A 19669-nucleotide genomic window follows, 5' to 3' on the forward strand; every position below is an offset into this window, starting at 1 on the left:
TCTAACTATTTTATTTCTTTAAGATGTCATTAAATTGTTTTTCAAAAATCGGTGCAAAAGATTCGGCATACGTATTTGTAATATGATCATAATCACGATAGACAACCACATTACCAATAATCGGCCTGAATTCATCACCTATTTTGAAATACTGTGTTAAATCTAAAGTATGAAACTCTTGGCTCTTTTCAAGTTTAGTCCAAGCTGCTCCGTCTAATTGATTTTGTTCACGATTCATTTTCTCAATCGTTTTTTGTTCACCATCTTGATCAAGAGACTCTACAACATTGAATTTATAGCGTGGATTATCACGTAATGCTAAAACTTGGACACCCGCTTCCTTTAATTCACGCAGTGGATTTAAAAGATGTTCTTGAATACGTTCTTTATCTGTATTTGAAGCTGTCGCATGCCCTACTACTAAATCGATATCCTGTTCTTTAATATAGGCTAATGTATTTTCAACCCACTTAGACTTAATATCATCTTCATCATAGCCTGTTGAAAAACGAGTAGCGGAACGTGTAATATTGAGCACACGATAATCCGTTCCTTCAACTGCTTTTAATACGCCACCTAGCCATTGTTCGGAATGTGAACTTCCGACAACTGCGATGGTAGCTGTGTACCCTTCTTTTTTACCATAGACACCAACTTTTACATCCGCTTCTTTTTGAGTTTGATTACTACCATCTATATGCGATTGTGGTAAATCATTAAATACATTGGCTAAAGTTGGATATGCAGGTACATCTGGTACTTCAACTTTTCCAAGAGCTGCTACTGCTCCAGGATAATTTTCAACAGTTTTATTTTTAGCTTGTTGATTTTGCGCAAAAAGATTTGTACTCACTAAAACAGCAATTAAAATAAGGTTCACCGTTCCAATCCATGAGATTCTACGGAATGCACGACGCGTCGTAGAAGATTCGCGAATCGGTTTTTCAATGAAGCGCGTCATTAAGTAAGATAAGATGAATGAAGCAATAATAATCGTCATACCTTCTAAAAAGTTCGGATTCTCTCGGCTAATATTATAGTGGTAGAACGAAAGAATAACCCAGTGCCATAGATAAACACCGAATGACAAACCACCTAATTTAATCATGACAGGTGAGGCTAAAATACGACGCACACCAAAACGAGTTGTTACTGTTCCAGATACAATAATAAAGACCGCACAAGCCATTGGCCATAGTGCAATATATCCTGGGAACATTTGTGATACATCAAATAACATACCTGTTAAGACAAGGCCAATTAAGCCTAGCCATCCTAATATCATGGCGACTACTTTATTGATGCGAATGTATGCTAGATTTACACAGAGTAATCCACCTAACGAGAATTCCCATACACGTGTAAATGTAATGAAATAAGCAAATGGTTGGTTCACTGAAGTTAAATAAATTGAATAAATAAGTGATACGATGAATACACTACCTAAAATAAAATTAATTAATTTTCGAGTATTCGTGATTTGATATTTTTTAATCGCCCATAAAATAAATGCAAATAGCATAAACCAAATTATGTAAAATTGACCTTGAATGGACATCGCCCAAAAGTGTTCTACAGGAGTTTTCATTTGTTGGGAATCGAGATAATCCGTATTTGAAAATGCTAATTGCCAGTTTTCAAAATAGAACATGGAAGCAATAATTTCTTTAATCGTCTTATCTAGGATTGTTTGCGGTAATAAAAAGAAGCTAAGTAAAAGAACGACTGCCAATATAAAAAATACGGATGGCAATAAACGTTTTAATAGCTTAGAGATATAGGGTAGGAACTTAAACGTCCCTGTACGATTAATGGTTGAAATAATAGAGGTTGTAATTAAAAATCCAGAGACTACGAAGAATACATCTACACCACCTGAAACGCGATTAAACCAAATATGGTATGTGGCGACCAGAAGTGCTGCAACAACACGTAAACCCTCAATTTCGGGTCGGAATTTACGTTCAATTTGAATCAATTGTTTATCCATTTAAAAAAAATTTAATTCTCCTATCTTTATTTAATCATAAAAAAATGACCTTTACGATTCAAGTATCGAATGTGAAAGGTCATTCTATTCTTAACGTACGCCTAAAGCCATTTTTGCATAGCGCGTCATATTGTCTTTTGACCATGGTGGATTCCAAACAATATTTACGTCTACATCTTTTACTTCTGGTAATTCAAATAATGCTGTACGAATTTGGTCGATAATCATTGGTCCCATTGGGCAGCCCATTGATGTTAGTGTCATTGTAACCATTGCGACACCTTCATCATTCATATCTACGTCATAAACAAGACCTAAATTGACGATATCAATTCCTAATTCTGGGTCAATAACGTTTTCTAGTGCGCCTAGGATACTGTCTTTCATATCTTGATCGATTGCCATGAAAGTTTACCCCTTTCTACATAGTGTTTAATCAATCATAACAAAATTTAAGGCTTATGCCAAATACTCTGCAAACCAATCCACGTTTGCAAGCATACCTTTACGATTTACTTTATGACCTGAACTTTTTGATGTCATATGTTGCCACTTCTCAGGAGCATCTGCATACTGTTCTTTCATTGCTTCATAAAAAGCGTGTGCTGGTGCATATGGAACCATTTGATCTTTTTTACCATGCCAGAAGAATACAGGTCGTCCTGCTAATTTTTCAGGATGGCTACTAATTTCGAAGTAGGCTAGCGTGCGGTATAAATGTGCCAATTCTTCTTCAGAAAGCGGTAATGGTAATCCCATCGCTTCCACTTGTTCGATTTGTGCTTTTGCTAAATCAACATAGTTTGGTGTACCCATCATCACTGCTGCTACATCAATCCATGGATAGACAGTTAGACACCCTAATGTCGTAATCGCTCCCATCGATGTTCCACTTAGACCAATTTTTGTACCTTCTTGAATAATTCCTTTGTCTTGTAGTGCATGATAAATCGTCTCAACTTCTTCAATATTCGTTAAGACAATCTCCCAAAATCGTAAGCTTAATTGAACAGGATCGAGATGTTCATCACGATCACCATGTAACATGGCGTCTGGCATGATGACACGCATTCCTTTATTCACATAGTTATAGGCATAGTGTAGATTATGCTCTTTTGCACTTTCAAAACCATGTAAAAATAGAATGGTTGGTGTTGATGCATCCATCGTTTCATCATAGATGTGTAGTAGTGGGATATTGCCCCATTGTTCTTTTTTAATCTCCATTTCCTGTCCACTCCTTTACATTTCTACCCTTATCGTAACAGAAATTATTTTATGTGACGAATAAAAATGAACAAAATCGGGAAAAGGTCATTTTATAAAGCATTAGACAATTTAAGGAGGTATTGTATGGGGTTCCAAGCGATTTTTGCTTTAGCCGTTGGTATTTTCTTTTTGGTGCTCGGAATTTTCGCTTTAGTGAAAGGTAAATCTGTAAGATTAATTGTTTTAAGTTTTGTATATGGTGCAGTGCTTATAGTTTATGCGTTCTTTTATAATTCAATTAATTCTTGGTTGTTCTTTGGTGTCATTATCGTATTCAGTGCAATTGTATCCGCTGTAAATCCTAAAAAAGCAAATTAGTAGGATGATATGAAAAGAAAATTGGCAATTTCCAATTTTCTTTTTTATTATGACTTATTCACTCTTTTCGAAAGGAAGTTTTGACGGAATACGGTGTATAAGGGTAAAATTACGGGATAGAGAGGAGTTTTGCGATTCATGAAGCCTCATTTAATTGTGCTTGATTTAGACGGCACATTATTAACGGATGAAAAAGTGATATCACCTACGACAAAAGAAACAATCTTGCAAGCAAAGTCAGTAGGACATCAAGTAATGATTGCAACTGGGCGGCCTTTTCGCGCCAGCAAACATATTTATGAAGAACTAGGACTACATACACCAATCGTTAATTTCAACGGTGCATACATTCATCAACCTCATCACACGCAGTTTAAAACACAACATAATCCGATTCAATTACATACTGCAACGGACATTGTGGAATCTCTTCACGAATACCGTCTTGCCAATGTCATTGCGGAAGTGATGGATGATGTTTATGTTGAACAGCAAGACGATCCACTTCTTGCGATTTTAGGAATGGGTAATCCACGTATGACATATGGCAAAATTAAAGAGCATCTAAAAGATGATCCAACAAGTTTATTACTTCATGCGAGTGACCAAGAAGTTGCAATCATTCGTGAATTTTTAGAACATACGAAAGCAGAAGTAATTGATCATCGTCGTTGGGGTGACCCGTACCATGTAATCGAAATCGTGCGCAGCGGTATTCATAAAGCAATTGGTTTAGGGATCGTTTCAAAGCATTTACAAATTCCAAAAGAACATATTATTGCATTTGGTGATGAGGATAATGATTTAGAGATGCTTGAATATGCCGGTCTTGGCGTGGCAATGGGCAATGCGATTGGCGATGTAAAAAATATTGCAAATGAGATTACGGACAGTAACAACGAAGACGGAATCGCGCGTATTTTACGTGAACGTCTAAAACTCTAAATGAATTATAGGAGGTGTAAGCACATGAAACTATTTGCAGATAGCGCATGTGATTTACCACAATCTTTTTATGTAGATAATAATGTACATCTATTTCCACTACGTGTTGAGCTAGATGGCAAAGAATTCGACGATGTCATTGGCATTGATGTACAAAAAGTATATGACGAAATTCGAAATGGCAAATCGCCAAAAACCTCTCAAGTATCACCTGAAGTATTTTTGTATGCTTTTGAAGAACTTGCAAAATCAGGCGAGGAAGGTTTATATATCGCATTCTCTTCTGAACTTTCAGGTACATACAACACTGCTCGCATGATGCGTGAACAGGTGCTTGAAAACTATCCTGATTTAAAACTCGAAATTATTGATTCAAAATGTGCATCACTTGGTTATGGTATGGTCGTAAAAGAAGCGGTTCGTGTACGCGATCAAGCATACTCATTTGAAGATGTTGTAGCACGTACACGATTCCAAGCAGAACATATGGAACACTTATTTACTGTAGAAGACTTAGATTTTCTTGCTAAAGGCGGACGTGTTTCTAAAACAAGTGCTTTCATCGGTGGATTATTAAGCATTAAACCACTCCTTCACGTAGAAGATGGAAAACTAATTCCAATCGAGAAAATGCGTGGTCGTAAAAAAGTGTTTAAGCGTATTTTAGACGTAATGGAAGAACGTGGTGAAACACTATCTAAACAAGTCATTGCAATTAGTCATGGTGACGACCTAGCAGCTGCACAGGAAATGAAGGAAATGATTATCGAACGCTTCCACCCTGTCGCTGTTGAGTTACATGTGATTGGTTCGACTATCGCATGTCATGCAGGCCCTGGAACAATCGCTGTCTTTTTCTTAAACGAATTATATCCTGAAGCTCTATAAATCAAAAATCGGTTGAGACCTATGTGTTATAAACACATTAGATCTCAACCTTTTTTAAAGAGGTACACTATATTCCTTCCCCCTTCTTTTTTCGCACAACACCAATCACAATCGTAATCATAAGCAATACAAATAGTGTCCCTACAACCGCCAGTGATAGATACGGAAAATCCACACTTTTTCTTGGCTGGATTTCAAAAATTTCTGCCTGTTCACGATCTAATGCGACACGATACTTTTGATTAGGACTCGCATAGACTCTTTCTCCATCTAATAAACTTACCAATTCTCGATTCTTCCCAATCGCCTTTTCAGAAAGGTTCATTTGCTGTGTCTGATCTGTATTATTAACAACTACGAGCCATTTCTTTTTATCATCATATCGTTCGTAAGCGACAAAACCATCTTGATGATTTAATAACTTGAATGAACCATTTCGCAAGGCTGGATTATCTGAACGAATTTTTTGAAGCTTTCTGATGTAATCTGTTAGCTCATTATTTTCTTTAAATTCCATCATACCAAGTGTATCAGGTGGATTTTTTCCACTCATTTCATTTTCAGTACCATACATCATAATGGGCGTCCCTGGTAAAGTAAATAAGGTCGTTAGCGCCAATTTCAACTGTGGACTCGATTCACCTTTCGATATTTTGGTATGTTCTGAAAAACGTGTATTATTCACATCATCAATCATGAGTAGACGTGGATTAACTTCACGATCTTCTCGAATATTTTTCACAACCGATGTAGCAGTTGCATTCGGTTTTTTAAAGACTTCCTGAAAAGCCTTCATCTTTCCTACATCATAATCCACATCAAAATTCGCATCTGAGTCATCATCAGATAGGACGACTAAGTCAGGATTACTTGCTTTTAAAATCAGCATTAAATCATTTAAAAAAGTTGGATCTACACCTTGTATCCCTGTAAGTCGAATACCATCCACTTGATTATGATAAGCATAATCTGCTGCAGCTTTCATCAAAGCTTTTTTCACTTGTTTATTTTCTAAATTCCAATTAACCGTTCCCTTTTCAGTCGCAGGCTTCGTCCAACTCGCTTCCTCACCCTTTGGAATCAATACATTCTTTTCACTCACACCATTAATCGGAAAATCAGCAATCACTTTGATTTGCTCTTTATTTAAGGCTTCACGCATCTTTTGATAATCTGCTTCTGTCCCAAAGTAAGGTTGTAGTTGACCATAATCCACTACTTTTTTTCCGCGATAGTCTTCTGCTTTTGCTAGGCTTCCGAGTGAAATATATGAAAAACGCAATTTTTTAAAATAACTTGCCTTCGTTCGAACTCCTTCAAAATCGCCACCCATAAAAGGCTCTTTTAAGTTTGTCGGTCCATTATTTGCTGGATTTCCATCCACAAAACGATCAACAATAATGTCATAAATACTCTCATCGTGCATGTCCTGCTTAGCTTTTACAAAAAAGGTAGGCGAAATTAAAAAGAGTAAACATAACGACAAGATGAAAGAACTTATTTTTTTCATCTATCCTTTGCCACCTTTCATAGTCTATTCACTCTTATCCTTTACCCCCTTTAACGAAAAAAAGTAGTACAAACCATAAATTCGGTCTGTACTACTTTTTATAGATGGTTTTTTAGAAGAACTGGAAGCCCATTGGCAATTTGAAGCCTAGTACAAGTACAACGATTAAGCAGATAATAAAACCTGCCCACATACCACCAGTCGATTTACCTTTATTGCTGCGAACTAATACTAATTCCATAAAGGCGATTACACCTAAACCGAATAATAGTTTAAATCCGTACAACATACCCTGACCGTAATCAAGCGCTGTAATGAATAAAGCAACACCTGTTGCGATAATCAAAATATAGAATAGACGTAAAATCATATGTGTAATTTTGCGCCCTTTTGAACCTTTTTGCATACTAACTGCAACAAAGAATAAAATTAGTGCTACAACCCATGTCGTAATATGCAAATGAGTTTGTGAACCTAAAAATTCAAGCATGTTTTTCACCTCGTATAATTGTCATATTTCTTTTTCATGTTACCAAAGAGATGCAGACTATACAAACAAAAATACCCACAGAAAACGAATATAGGAAGAAGATACAAAAACATCGTTCTAAATAGCATAGATGCACAAATGCTACTTCTACTGTTCCCTTATTCAGCTAAAAGTTAACTGAGTAAAAAAGGAATTCTTATTGCTTAGGTTAGGACATTCGGGCAGCGAAACGGGCCATTGGTGGAAGTGTTCGGGCCACTCGTTCCTCGATTCGGGACATTCGCTCGTCCAATCGGGTCACTCGAGGGCGAAAATGGGTCACCCGACCAAATAACAAAAAAATCTCGACAGCCGAGGCATGTCGAGATTGAATAATATCTTATTCGAAACGGTTTACTAATGTACCGATTCCTTCGATTGATACTTTTACTGTATCGCCTGCTTTTAAATACGTTGGTGGAGTCATACCTTTACCAACTCCTGCTGGCGTACCTGTTAAAATCACATCACCTGGTTCCAATGTTACCATGCTTGAGATTTTTACAATCAAATCTTCAACAGTATGCATCATGTCACGTGTTGTACCATTTTGACGTACTTCATCGTTGACTTTTGTAACTACTGTTAGATTTTGTGGATTTGGAATTTCATCTTTCGTTACTAAATAAGGTCCCATTGGGCAAGACTCATCTAGACTTTTTGCTAAGAAGAATTGTTTATGACGTTCTTGTAAATCACGTGCTGTAATATCATTTGCAATCGTATAACCAAATACGTAGTCAAATGCTAAAACTGCTGGAATGTTCTTCCCTTTTTTTCCGATTACAACTGCTAATTCACCTTCGTAATCAAGTGAATCTGTTACATCTGCATGAACAGAAATTGTTTGCTCATCGGCAGCAATAGCTGTTGGTGCTTTTGTGAATACAACTAAATCTTCTGGTGCATGATCAGCGCCCATCTCTTTTGCATGCTCATCATAGTTTTTCCCTACGCAAATAATATTCTTTGTCGTACGTGGAATTGGTGCAAGCCATTCGATGTTTGTAAATGCATGTTTGAAAATAGCTGGATTTGGAGATTGTTCAGCCGCCTCTACTAATTTTCGCATTTGCTCTACAAATTCAAAACCATAAGTCATACCTTCAACAATTGTTTCAGAAAACGAAGGTAAGACATTTAACGATTTTTGAATTGCTAGTACATCCCAAACTGCTTCTTCTCTTTTTACTTTCGGACCAAATCCGATTTCATTGTTGTAACGAAATGATAAAATTTTCATGAATAGTGGCACTCCTTCTTTTTTTACAATAATACCTTATTTTCTATTAAATTTCCTCTATTTTTCAAATCTCTTTCCATACGTGACACTTTTCCAAAGCGCTTCTACAGGACCTTGTTTAAAGTACTTGAACCAAATCATTGAAAAAACGAGCTGAATCGCATAAATTGCGAGTGCAATATAGAATAAGTGTAACAGACTTAACTTGCCATACAAACCAAAACCAAAGCCATAAAATAAAATACTTTGGATAACAGATTGCATTAAGTAAGTTGTTAATGACATACGACCTGCTGCTTGAATCGGTTTTGTAATGATTTGCACCCACGGAATGAGTCCAAGAAGTACAATTAATGATACATAGCCTACCGTTAAAATCGGCGCCCCGATCACTTGACCAATACCTTCATAAAAAATCGAAGTAGGTTCATGATAAATGAGATTTTTTAAATAGAGCCCGAGTGACAACCCTATAATACATAAGACGAACCAAAGCTTCTTAAGTTCTCCTGCTCGTTCAATTAAACGCCACTGGCTTGCGGCAGCACCAACAAGCATGAATGGGAGGATTGTAAAGAATGCTGAAATCCACATCATAATTGAATATTGTAAAGATAAATCATTTAGACGTTGGAAAAAGATTTCAATGACTCCACCATAACGATAAGCCTCAATCGACTGTGCCACACCTGCTACATCTGTGTATTCAGACGAATCGGAAATAAATTGACTTGAAATATAAAATAAAACGGTTACTGTCAAACTGCAAATACCGAATAAAATAGTCGCAATAAGTAGTTGGAAAATCGGTCTTAACTTTAATAAAAATAATAAACCAAAACCAAGTACAGCATAGGTTGTCAAAATATCACCATACCAGATGAAAAAAGCGTGTAATAAACCAATCAATAATAGGAAGCTTAGCCGCTTAGAACCATAACCAATGAATGATTCACCAAGTTCCTTTGATTTGTTCATTTGCATCTGTAAACCATACCCGAATAAACCTGCAAATAAAGGGTAAAAACTTCCTTGTACAAAAATCGTTAAGTATTTTTCCATCTGTAAATCAGTTGGATGTTCTAAAAACTCACGTAATGACACATAGTTTACAGGGAAATTAAACGCCAATAAATTGACGAGTAAAATCCCAAATAAGCTAAGTCCTCTTAATAAATCTAATGTGCCAATACGTTGTTTCGTTGGTGCAAGTTGCATCAACTTCTATCTCCTCCTATACGTCAAACCCATGATGTGCAGCGAATGCATAAATCATCGTACGCGTAATTTGAATATCTAAAATTTCTTCAACAGCTTGCTTATATGTGTGTAACTGAATCGAATAGCGTCGACGTAATTCAGCTTCTAATCCTTCTGTTGTTTGCATTGTAGCTGTGAGACGGTCCGTCTTGTAATCGAGCAGTACCCATTCACCAGAAGTCGTTTGATATAAACAATCAATAATCCCTTGTACAATCTGTGCATCTCCGTCTTCATCAACAATCGCACGTGTGAATGGTAATTCTCTTTTTAAAATAGGCGCTGACTTAAACTCCTGTCCAGTTGGACTCGCAAAGAACGTCAGTAGGTCTTGTGGTTCAACAACTTGTGCTTCTTCCTTTGTTAAGAGCTGGCGTTTTACAAGTGTCTGCAAAAAGACTTCAATTTCTTCTACTGTTTCAAAACCTTGTTGTGGCACATGCTCCATCACTGCATGGACAGCAGTTCCTTTTTCAGTTCCACTCATATTCGTCTGTTCTTGCATGAATTTTGGTCGTGGACCTTGCGTCACTTCCACCTTCTCTTTCACAGGTTCAAAAATCATCTCTGGTTCTGCCTGATCTTCTAACAACTTCAATCGCTTCATTTCTGAAATAGACGTTTTCGATTTTTTACGCGTCGATGTTTCAAATGGATAGCGATAGTCCAGACGTTGATGAATAAGCGTAGAGAAAAATTGATTTTCTTCCGTTACAGATTTTGGCAATACCTCATATTCTTCTACTGCAACCGTCATATCCTGACAATCGACAATCTCTATTTTAAATCGTGAATGGTCGGGTGATGCTGTACGTTCCATTTCTTCGACATCGGCTAAATAATCAGGATGTCTTGCAATAGCTGGACCAATCCAATCAAAATAATTACTCGCTTTTGCACGCTGATGTTCTGGAAGCGGGTCGCCCAGTGCGAGTAGTTGCGCATCTTGCCACTTCTCTTGCGCACTCGCCCACTCTTTTACTGAACCAACTAAATAGAGTTTTTCTTTTGCACGCGTCATTGCAACATATAAAACACGCATTTCCTCCGCCTTCATCTCAAGCATTTTTTTCTCTTTCATCGCTAAATAAGGTAGTGATGTATATTCAATTCGTTTTTCAGGGTCAATCATTTTAACTGCTAATCCAAACACAGGGTCAAATAGATAGGATTGATTAAAGTCCATACGGTTGAATGGTCGCCCCATTCCTGCAGCGAATACATATGGGAACTCTAAACCTTTTGACGAGTGAATGGTCATAATACGTACGACATTTTCGGATTGTCCAATCGCTTTCGCTGTTCCTAAATCATCGCCTCTCAAGCGCATACGGTCGATAAAACGAAGGAAACGAAATAACCCACGAAATGCCGTTTTTTCATAAGCAATTGCTCGGTCATGTAAGGCACGAAGATTCGCTTGACGTTGTTTACCATTCGCCATCGCACCAACCATCTCATAATAATTCGTATCAAGATATACTTTCCAAATTAAGTCCGCTAACGAACCTCTACGTGCTAAATTCCGCCAATCTTCAAGTAATAGTAAGAAGCGCTGTAGCTTCTCTGCTGCCTCTGTACGCATCGCTTGCCCTTGCCCAACAAAAGACTTCAGTGCATCATAAAACGACGCTTTACGGTCTGCTAGACGGATTTCAGCTAGTTCATTTTCAGTTAGACCGATAAAAGGTGCACGTAATACAGAAGCTAACGGAATATCTTGGTATGGATTGTCAATTACTTTTAAAGTATTCATCATGACCATCACTTCGATAGCATCGAAATAACCGCGTGATAGTTCTGCGTATAACGGTATTCCTGCTAACTTAAATTCCTCTACAAAATCGGCAGACCATGTCATCGAACGCATTAAAATGACAATATCGCGATATTCAATTGGGCGACTGATAGGATTACCATGCTCGTCTTTTTTGAAGGCATCATAAATCAACTGTTCACGATTCATTAATTGTTGAATTTGCGAGATGATATAGCGTGCTTCTCGTTGTGAAGTACGTAATTCCTCAATCTCTTCATCCACTTCTTCCTCTTCTGTCGCATGCAGTACAGCGACCGTAATCGGCGTATCTTGTGCTGGATAAGGCGCAGCTGGTTTTAAACTCGCTGCTTCGTCATAGTCAATCTCGCCAACTTTTTCACCCATGATTTGCTTGAAGATATAGTTCGTACCATCTAACACTTCATGCCGGCTTCGGAAGTTCGCATTCAAATCAATTTTCATACCTGTATCCGTCGGTTCGTCTTGATATTGTAGATACTTATTTAAAAATAGCGTTGGTTCAGCGAGTCGGAAACGGTAGTAGAGTAGGAACCCAGCGCCTTGCTACATTGCCGTAGTAGGTTTCCAGAGAACCCCTCCCCGAACCGTACGTACTCCTCTCAGAGTATACGGCTCTCCACTTATAACAAACCTATCGTTGTTTATGAATTTCTTTATGACATTTTATACATACAACTAGTGTTTTACGTTGCTTGGCGAGCATTGTCCATTCCCAGTATTCTTTACCTTTTAAGTTCTTAATTTTATTCACATGATGAATTTCGAACTTCGTATCTGGGTGGTTATCTCCACATAATTCGCATTGTTTTGCACTTAGTCGTTTTTCTAAATCATTTCTGCCTTGATATACATACAAATTTGGTAGTTGGTCCATTTCTGATTGAAAGATTTCTTTCTTTTTTTCAAAACCATCTTTATAAAAGTAAGCTATTCTCTCACCTTGCTTTGTTTCATACTTTACGCCCCAGTACTTACCTTGTTTAAACTTAACCTTCATTTTTGATACTGTGGATTTATATTTATTCGCAAGTGTTTTCAGACAGCTATATTCCATTACATAACGCAGTTGCCACATTTTTCGATTTACATTTTCAGCTAAAGCATAATAATTATAAATCCCTCGTAATTCCGCATTATATGTTTCGATGATTTCTAAATCAGATAAACCGACAAGTCTTGGCCGATGCAACATATCCCATTGCTTGGCATCAATATCTTTAACCATTTTATTTTTGACAATTACTTTTTCAATCGTCCCTTTTGGAATACGTAGTTGTACATATCCTCTATATTTACGTTTTTTCACACCGTTTTTATCCTTTGCCACACTTAAATCATGGCTAATTGAGATATCGTAGCTTAAAAATCTTGCAAATTTTGTACTATGTGTAATGAGTGTTTTTTCTTCCGATAGTTCTAATTGCAAACGGTCTTTCAAAAACTCTTTCATTGCTTGTTTTAAACGTTCACAATCCTCTTTACTACCATTTACACCGACTATAAAATCATCTGCATAACGCACGTATTCCATTGCTTTATACGTATCGGTATTTGGTTCATAGTACGGTAAATTAAGCAATATTTTCTTATTCGCCTTATATTCTTCAATCATCTGTTGTCGTAAATTTTCGTCTTCTGTCGTATTAATTTTTTTATGCAAACGCTGATTACGCATATCATATTTTCGATATTCCGTATTTCGTTTACGTCCTATCTTTGGCTCACCTAAATCAAATGAAGGTTTTAATTTATTTTCAACATATTCATCAAATTCATTTAAATAAATATTTGCGAGTAATGGACTAATGATACCGCCCTGTGGTGTCCCGCTATAAGTCTTTTGGAATCGCCAATCTTCCACGAATCCTGCTTTTAAGAATTTCCACATGAGACGAATAAATTTCTCGTCCTTAATATGTTTTCGCAAAATATTGATTAGTACTTGATGATTGATGTTATCGAAAAATCCTTTAATATCTCCTTCAATGAACCAATTGACGCCCGTAAAGGTTTTCTTTATTTCGACTAACGCTGTATGACAACTTCTTTTCGGTCTAAAACCATGAGAATGATTTGAAAATTTCGGCTCATAAATTGCTTCTATAATCATACGACATACTTCTTGTACTAAACGGTCTGTAAATGTAGGGATACCAAGTGGTCTTGTATCACCATTTTTCTTTGGGATATGAATACGACGTACAGGTTTGGGTTGATAACTTTCATCTTTTAAAGATTCTATAATCCCATGAATTTTTTCTTCACCAAATCCATCTGCCGTTTCTTCGTCGATACCTTTTGTTGCACTACCTTTGTTTTTGTATATCTTTGTATAGGCTTTTATATAAAAATCTTCGTTGTATAAATGTCTGTATAGACGGTCAAATTCAAAACCGTCCTTCATTGCTTGTTTCGATAGATTGTATAAGACAATTTCTGAACTTTGCATAGAGCATTTCGCTCCTTTCTTTATTGTTTTATACGTTATAAGCTGCTCCCCTTCGCCGTGTAATAGGTTTTCCCTATCTCGGACTACTACGGGAGCTCCGTTACCATATTGGATATTCAGTACCTTTGTACATAGCCTAATGGCATTCCAACTTAGGTAATCCCCATTTAGTATATTGTATACAGGCTCGATTCATTGTCGGAAGGAACGTTCATCCTTTTCTTCAATCTTGAAGTGTGTCTATTCTTTCATCAATCAGAAACTAGATTTCAGCCTCAATTTATAGCGTTCGTCCATGTTCAGTTGCATCCATTTAGTACACTGAACAGAATAGATTCTAGGTTTCAAACGGTTTCCTAGACGGTTAGACATGACCCCACTCGGACTATTCTTCAAGCAGTTTAGCCTTCTTCCTTATATGAATCTTTTATATCTCGCCATTCAGTCGTAGCCTTTCCGTTTAGGCTAACTTATGACTTGTACCGACATGCTACACTCCCTTTTTGGTTTCCCGCCAAGATAAGTCGGCTGATATATAAACCGTTTCTGTAGTTTATTCACCGCCAAATGGTGAAATATACAATACCCTTATGGGCGCACAATTGACTGCTTTACGTCCCCAACCATGAACAGATTACCGTCTGCTGCATCACCGCGCTTTACTAATTGTAAGATGGTCTCTTGCAGTCGGTTTGTATCTTGATATTCATCGACTAAGACTTCTTCAAAACGAGCACGATAATCTAACGCAACTTCAGAAGGTTGTAAATCATCATCTGTTAAAATTGCTAAAGCAAAATGCTCTAAATCCGAGAAGTCAATCAAACCCTTATCTGCTTTAACAGCCGCATAGCGCGTACTAAATTGTTTCGTTAAATCAACTAATGTCTCAATGAGTGGCTTCATCGCACTCATTTCTTCTAGTAGCTTTTCAGGTGGGCGTGTGAAGTAAACCATTACAGAATCGTTGATGATTTTTTTAGCTTGTTCACGTTTCGCTTTTGCACGCTCTTTCATACCTTCATCGCATGTATCTTTCTTTTGTGAAGCAAGTCGTCCCCACTTGAACTGCGAGAAGTAAGCTTGCATCTCTGACCATGTACCTTCTGTTACAAGCGCGCGTGCTATCATTAATTGTTCTAAATCTTTTTCAGCCGTACTACCAAAAGCATCCGGACCATTCGGCTGAATCGCTAATTGACGTACTTCTTGCACTAATTGAATCGCCGCTTCCACTTGTAATAACAGTGATTGTTTAATAATTGCAGCAATCGGTAAGTCATCAATGTGTTGAATTCCTGTCACATCATATTGTTCTGGTAAACGGTCGAGCCAGTTAAACGGTTGCGGATTAACGCGAGACATCTCGTATAACTGCGCAATTAATAATTCCATCGCCTGATCATCGCGGTCAGATGTAAAAGCATCGACGAGACGATATACCTCTTGCTTATCTTCTTTTGCATAGGCTTCTTCTAATACTTCTGCCATGGTATCATCTCGTAATAAGGCAGCTTCTGTATCATTCGCAATACGGAAACCTGGATCGATATCGAGTAGATAGTTATATTGGCGAATAATATTTAAACAGAACGAGTGAAGTGTCGAAATTTGTGCCTTATTCATTAAAGAAAGTTGGCGGCGTAAATGCTGAGATGATGGGTCTTCATCAATCGCCTCTTCCAAAGCTTTCGACATACGCTGACGCATTTCAGCGGCAGAAGCATTCGTAAAGGTTACAACGAGTAATTGATCGACGTCGATTGGGTTCGTCGTGTCCAATACTTTTTCAATCATACGATTAATTAAGACAGCTGTTTTTCCTGAACCTGCTGCTGCGGATACAAGCGTATCTTGACCTTTTGCCCAAATGGCTTTCCACTGAGCATCTGTCCACGTAACACTCTCTGGTTTAGTTGGAATCATAAGTTGTCGACTCCTTTCGAATTTTTTCAATCACGGTATCGTCTGATTCAGCGCGTAATGTGCGATATTGTTGTTGTGTATCTGTTGTATCAAACTGACAAACTGCTTTTTGCGGGCAGTAGTCACATGCTGTTTTTTGTTTTAAGCGATAAGGGCTAATTTTTGTGTCGCCTGCTAAAATTCCTTCGCCTGCTTCTTGGTGTTTCTTACGGACGAATGTGCGTAAATCCTCTAATTCTTCACGCTGAATAACAGAAGACATTCCTTTTGAAACAGAACCATCTTTTTTCAAATAGGCAGGAACGATTTGTGAGCGTCCGCCGACATCTTCTAATGTTTCGTCCATTTCTAAAATGACATCTTCTGATTCCAGTAGTAAACCACTCATTTTAAACTTCTTCAGCATTTCAGCTTCTGTTTCAACTTCATTTAGCACGGCCTCTTGCTTGAGCATCGGATTGTGCATATGCACGTATAATACGCCACCTGGCTCTGCTTTTTCATCTAACCAATGCGTAGAATTTTCGACTGCAACATCTAAATACGTCAACATTTGAAGCGATAAACCATGATAGACATCATTCAAGTCGAGACGCTGAGATGAAGACTTATAATCAATAATACGTAAGTAAGATTCGTCCCCTACTTTTGTGGCGTCAATGCGGTCGATTCGTCCTCGCAGTTTCATTTCATGCTGATTTGTTAATTCGATAACCATTGGTGGGATTGCTTCTCCCGGTCCAAAAGCAGCCTCTACAGCGATTGGTTTGAATCCTGCATTTTTTGCATGGTGACGCATCGAAATCATCGTGCGTTCTACAATCATTGTGAGTTTACGTAAGATGTATTGATAGCGTGCTGTACTTAGTAAGATTTGATGGTAGAGTAGTGGCACGACGACTTGAACCGCGTCACGTGCGAGTTGTTTACACTGCTCGATGGAGAGTTCACGCCATTGAATATGTTCTTTCGCTGTTTCGTCTGAAATCCATTTGAGTGCTGCGTGGAATAAGTCACCGATTGTTGGTGGTTCTAAACGATATTCCGCACGTTCTTCTAAACGGAGACCGTATGTGGCGAAATGAGAGAAGGGACATTTAAAATATTTCTCAACGCGCGATACACTAGATGTAATCGTACGACCATATAGCTCCTCTGTAATCTGCTGTTCCAACGGTTCCGTTTTATTATGTGTATGTGTCGCATACATAAGACGTTCATAAATCGTTTGCCATGTTGGATCTTGTTCATAATAACTCTGTAATGCTTGCCATTCAGGTGATAATGGAACACCATCATGCTCACTTCGACGAATCTGCGCCATTAAATAAGCAAGTGCAGTTCTTGGATGTGAGATATACGCCCAGTCATCTTCAGATGTCAGTGCTTCATCTGGTGTCATAAAGATGATTTCTTCTGAGACACCTGTTAAATCTTGCAGACGTTTTATATATAAAGAAGGAAGTAATGATTTTCCTTCTTCATCACTCATCGCATAACTCACCACAAGCTTTTCAGAAGCAGCAGTTAGTGTACGATAAATGATTAAATCTTCTTCTAATAAACGCTCTTTAGAAGTAGGTGCAATCTCAGCGCCCAGTCTTGTAAACCATTCACGCTCAGAATCTGCAATCATTCCTTCGAAATCAATACGTGTTGGATAGACACCGTCATTCATACCGACAACATAGGCTACTTTAATATTCGAAAGACGTGCTAAATCTGTATTAACAACAGTTACTTGATCAACAGAAGGCGGAATACGCGCAAACTCTAACGTATCAAAGCCTTCATCTAATAGCGGAATGACTTCTTCAAGTGTCATCTCTTGATCTCCAAACATTGTTACAAACTGGTCGAGTAATTGAATGAAGCCATTCCAAGCTTGTTCATGCTCAGCTGCTTCAAATAATTTACCATGTTCTAATTCATCTGTTTGAAGCGTCTGTAACTTCGTATATACATGCAACTCTTCCATGAAATTGAATAATGCTGCTGCATAGTCTTGTCCTACTATCGCTTTTTCAAGTGCATCACTTAAACGTTTCATCGGTTCTAATAACAATTGACGTACCGCTTCAATTTCTGCTTGCATCGCTCGTTCTTCATCTGTTTGTGTTTTTTGATAAAATTCAAGGCCACGATATTTTTTATAAATCCAACGCGCATCGTCAAACCAACGTTCACGGTAGATGCCATTTGCGATGACATAGTTCTCCATACGATCTGCGCGCTCGCGCCAAATTGATTTATTTGCACCAACTGGGAAGAATAAATCCGTTTTCACTGCACGAAAGACAGGTTCATACATCCACCCTTTTTCAATTACTTCTAAAACAGAGCGACTTAACTCGATTAATGGATGATGAAGCATCGGTTTCTTTTGGCTGAGGAATACCGGTAAATCATACTCTTTAAAAATTGTTTCGATTAACGGATCATATACATCTGCTTGTCGATATAAGATGGCTACATCACGATAACGATGTGTTTCATCTTGTTGAATAAAATCACGAATATGACGTGCCACAGCATGAATTTCAGCCTTTCTAGTCGTCGCCGCATATAATTCAAGTCCACGATCTGCCTGTTCAGTCATCTGTTCTAATGGATAGTGATGTAGGTTTTTCTCAATATAACGAAGCACATTCGATTGAAATCGTTTCGCTTCTTGTAAATAGATGGCTGGATTTATGACAACACCTAATGAAGATGCATCATCACGTAATTTTTGAGCGAGCAACGCTGGGCGGTGGAATAAAGCTTGAGGATCTTGTGTATCCCACTCTGAGTCATAAGGTAAGGCAATCGTTACATCTTTAGCATGAACTATTAACTTTAATACAAGTTCATATTCACTCTTTGTAAATGTTTCAAAACCATCAATATAAATATGCGATTGCTGAATGAGCTGACTTTGATCGACCGCTTCAATTAATAGTGGAACATAACCTTCTGAATCAATATACGCCTCACCTAATTGCTCATCAATTGCCTGCATAATAAGTTGTAAATCATGCATTTTATCTTGTAAGCTTACAGGCGCATTTACTTGGTTAGCTAGTTGCTGCTGCAATCCTAGTAAAGTCGCATGATCTATATGATAATGACTAAATTCTTTTAAAACTGCTTCAATTTCTTCAGTGAATCCTCGTTTACTCGCAGATTTTTTAAATAGTTTTAAATCTGGTTGCAGTGTTTGCAATACATTTCGTACCAACATACGATAACCAAAGCCATTCACTTCTTGTCGGCTAATTCCACCCACTTCTGATAATACGCGCCATGCAAGTCGTTTAAATGTTGTAGCTTGCGCACGAATCATTCCTTTGATTCCACCTGCTGTTGTTAATTGATGTTCAGATGAGAAAGACATTTGGTCAGGCACAAGTAAAAAGAGTGGATTACCTGTCGGATTTTCTTTCAACTGTCGAATAATCTCTTGTTGTAGATACGTGGTTTTCCCACTTCCTGCACGACCATGTACAATCGTTAAAGCCATTTCATTTCCCTCCTTTTCTTCTTCCTTTATTGTACAAAA

General features: G+C 37.7%; 13 protein-coding genes and 1 pseudogene. 3 read left to right on the plus strand and 11 right to left on the minus strand.

Annotated features, from left to right (window positions below):
• Positions 1-10 precede the first annotated feature (10 nt).
• The 3 genes from ACKVQX_RS02600 to ACKVQX_RS02610 all read right to left on the minus strand — a co-directional run bounded on the left by ACKVQX_RS02600 (position 11) and on the right by ACKVQX_RS02610 (position 3217).
• Positions 11-1978 (minus strand): acyltransferase family protein, encoded by a 1968-nt coding sequence (locus ACKVQX_RS02600; protein ID WP_335339052.1) that lies wholly within the window; start codon positions 1976-1978, stop codon positions 11-13.
• A gap of 102 nt (positions 1979-2080) precedes the next feature.
• On the minus strand, positions 2081-2389 hold the full coding sequence (locus ACKVQX_RS02605; protein WP_068457542.1) for a metal-sulfur cluster assembly factor: 309 nt from the start codon (positions 2387-2389) through the stop codon (positions 2081-2083).
• 60 nt (positions 2390-2449) lie between these two features.
• Positions 2450-3217: a prolyl oligopeptidase family serine peptidase gene (locus ACKVQX_RS02610; protein ID WP_068455457.1), complete on the minus strand. Its 768-nt coding sequence runs from the start codon at positions 3215-3217 to the stop codon at positions 2450-2452.
• 126 nt (positions 3218-3343) lie between these two features.
• On the opposite strand from ACKVQX_RS02610, the gene ACKVQX_RS02615 reads away from it, so the two are divergent.
• From ACKVQX_RS02615 to ACKVQX_RS02625, 3 genes are all read left to right on the plus strand, one after another.
• Positions 3344-3577 (plus strand): hypothetical protein, encoded by a 234-nt coding sequence (locus ACKVQX_RS02615; RefSeq protein WP_068455459.1) that lies wholly within the window; start codon positions 3344-3346, stop codon positions 3575-3577.
• A gap of 138 nt (positions 3578-3715) precedes the next feature.
• A complete protein-coding gene (locus tag ACKVQX_RS02620) occupies positions 3716-4522 on the plus strand; it encodes a Cof-type HAD-IIB family hydrolase (RefSeq protein ID WP_068455461.1) in 807 nt (268 codons plus the stop codon).
• Between the two features lie 24 nt (positions 4523-4546).
• The gene (locus ACKVQX_RS02625) at positions 4547-5410 is read left to right on the plus strand and encodes a DegV family protein (RefSeq protein ID WP_068455464.1); all 864 of its coding nucleotides are present in this window, start codon (positions 4547-4549) and stop codon (positions 5408-5410) included.
• Between the two features lie 67 nt (positions 5411-5477).
• On the opposite strand, the gene ACKVQX_RS02630 is transcribed toward ACKVQX_RS02625, so the two are convergent.
• From ACKVQX_RS02630 to addB, 8 genes and pseudogenes are all read right to left on the minus strand, one after another.
• Positions 5478-6920, minus strand: coding sequence for an alpha-amylase family glycosyl hydrolase (locus ACKVQX_RS02630; protein WP_068455467.1), 1443 nt, complete (start codon positions 6918-6920; stop codon positions 5478-5480).
• A 112-nt stretch (positions 6921-7032) separates the two neighbouring features.
• On the minus strand, positions 7033-7410 hold the full coding sequence (locus tag ACKVQX_RS02635) for a YisL family protein (RefSeq protein ID WP_068455470.1): 378 nt from the start codon (positions 7408-7410) through the stop codon (positions 7033-7035).
• A gap of 379 nt (positions 7411-7789) precedes the next feature.
• Complete coding sequence (locus ACKVQX_RS02640; protein WP_068455475.1) at positions 7790-8692, minus strand: fumarylacetoacetate hydrolase family protein; 903 nt, start codon at positions 8690-8692, stop codon at positions 7790-7792.
• A 57-nt stretch (positions 8693-8749) separates the two neighbouring features.
• Positions 8750-9910 (minus strand): DUF418 domain-containing protein, encoded by a 1161-nt coding sequence (locus ACKVQX_RS02645; protein WP_068455478.1) that lies wholly within the window; start codon positions 9908-9910, stop codon positions 8750-8752.
• A gap of 16 nt (positions 9911-9926) precedes the next feature.
• A pseudogene (gene addA / locus ACKVQX_RS02650) lies at positions 9927-12272 on the minus strand (helicase-exonuclease AddAB subunit AddA); the annotation flags it as partial.
• A gap of 112 nt (positions 12273-12384) precedes the next feature.
• A complete protein-coding gene (gene ltrA, locus ACKVQX_RS02655; protein WP_068455483.1) occupies positions 12385-14202 on the minus strand; it encodes a group II intron reverse transcriptase/maturase in 1818 nt (605 codons plus the stop codon).
• A 588-nt stretch (positions 14203-14790) separates the two neighbouring features.
• The gene (locus ACKVQX_RS02660; RefSeq protein WP_068455486.1) at positions 14791-16128 is read right to left on the minus strand and encodes a UvrD-helicase domain-containing protein; all 1338 of its coding nucleotides are present in this window, start codon (positions 16126-16128) and stop codon (positions 14791-14793) included.
• Positions 16115-19630 carry a helicase-exonuclease AddAB subunit AddB gene (addB, locus tag ACKVQX_RS02665; protein ID WP_409135985.1) on the minus strand — a complete coding sequence of 1172 codons (3516 nt, stop codon included), beginning with the start codon at positions 19628-19630 and terminating at the stop codon, positions 16115-16117. The genes ACKVQX_RS02660 and addB overlap by 14 nt, the downstream gene beginning before the upstream one ends.
• Positions 19631-19669 lie beyond the last annotated feature (39 nt).

Origin of the sequence: Kurthia sp. ISK08 (genome assembly GCF_046159805.1) — a bacterium.
GTDB lineage: Bacteria > Bacillota > Bacilli > Bacillales_A > Planococcaceae > Kurthia > Kurthia gibsonii.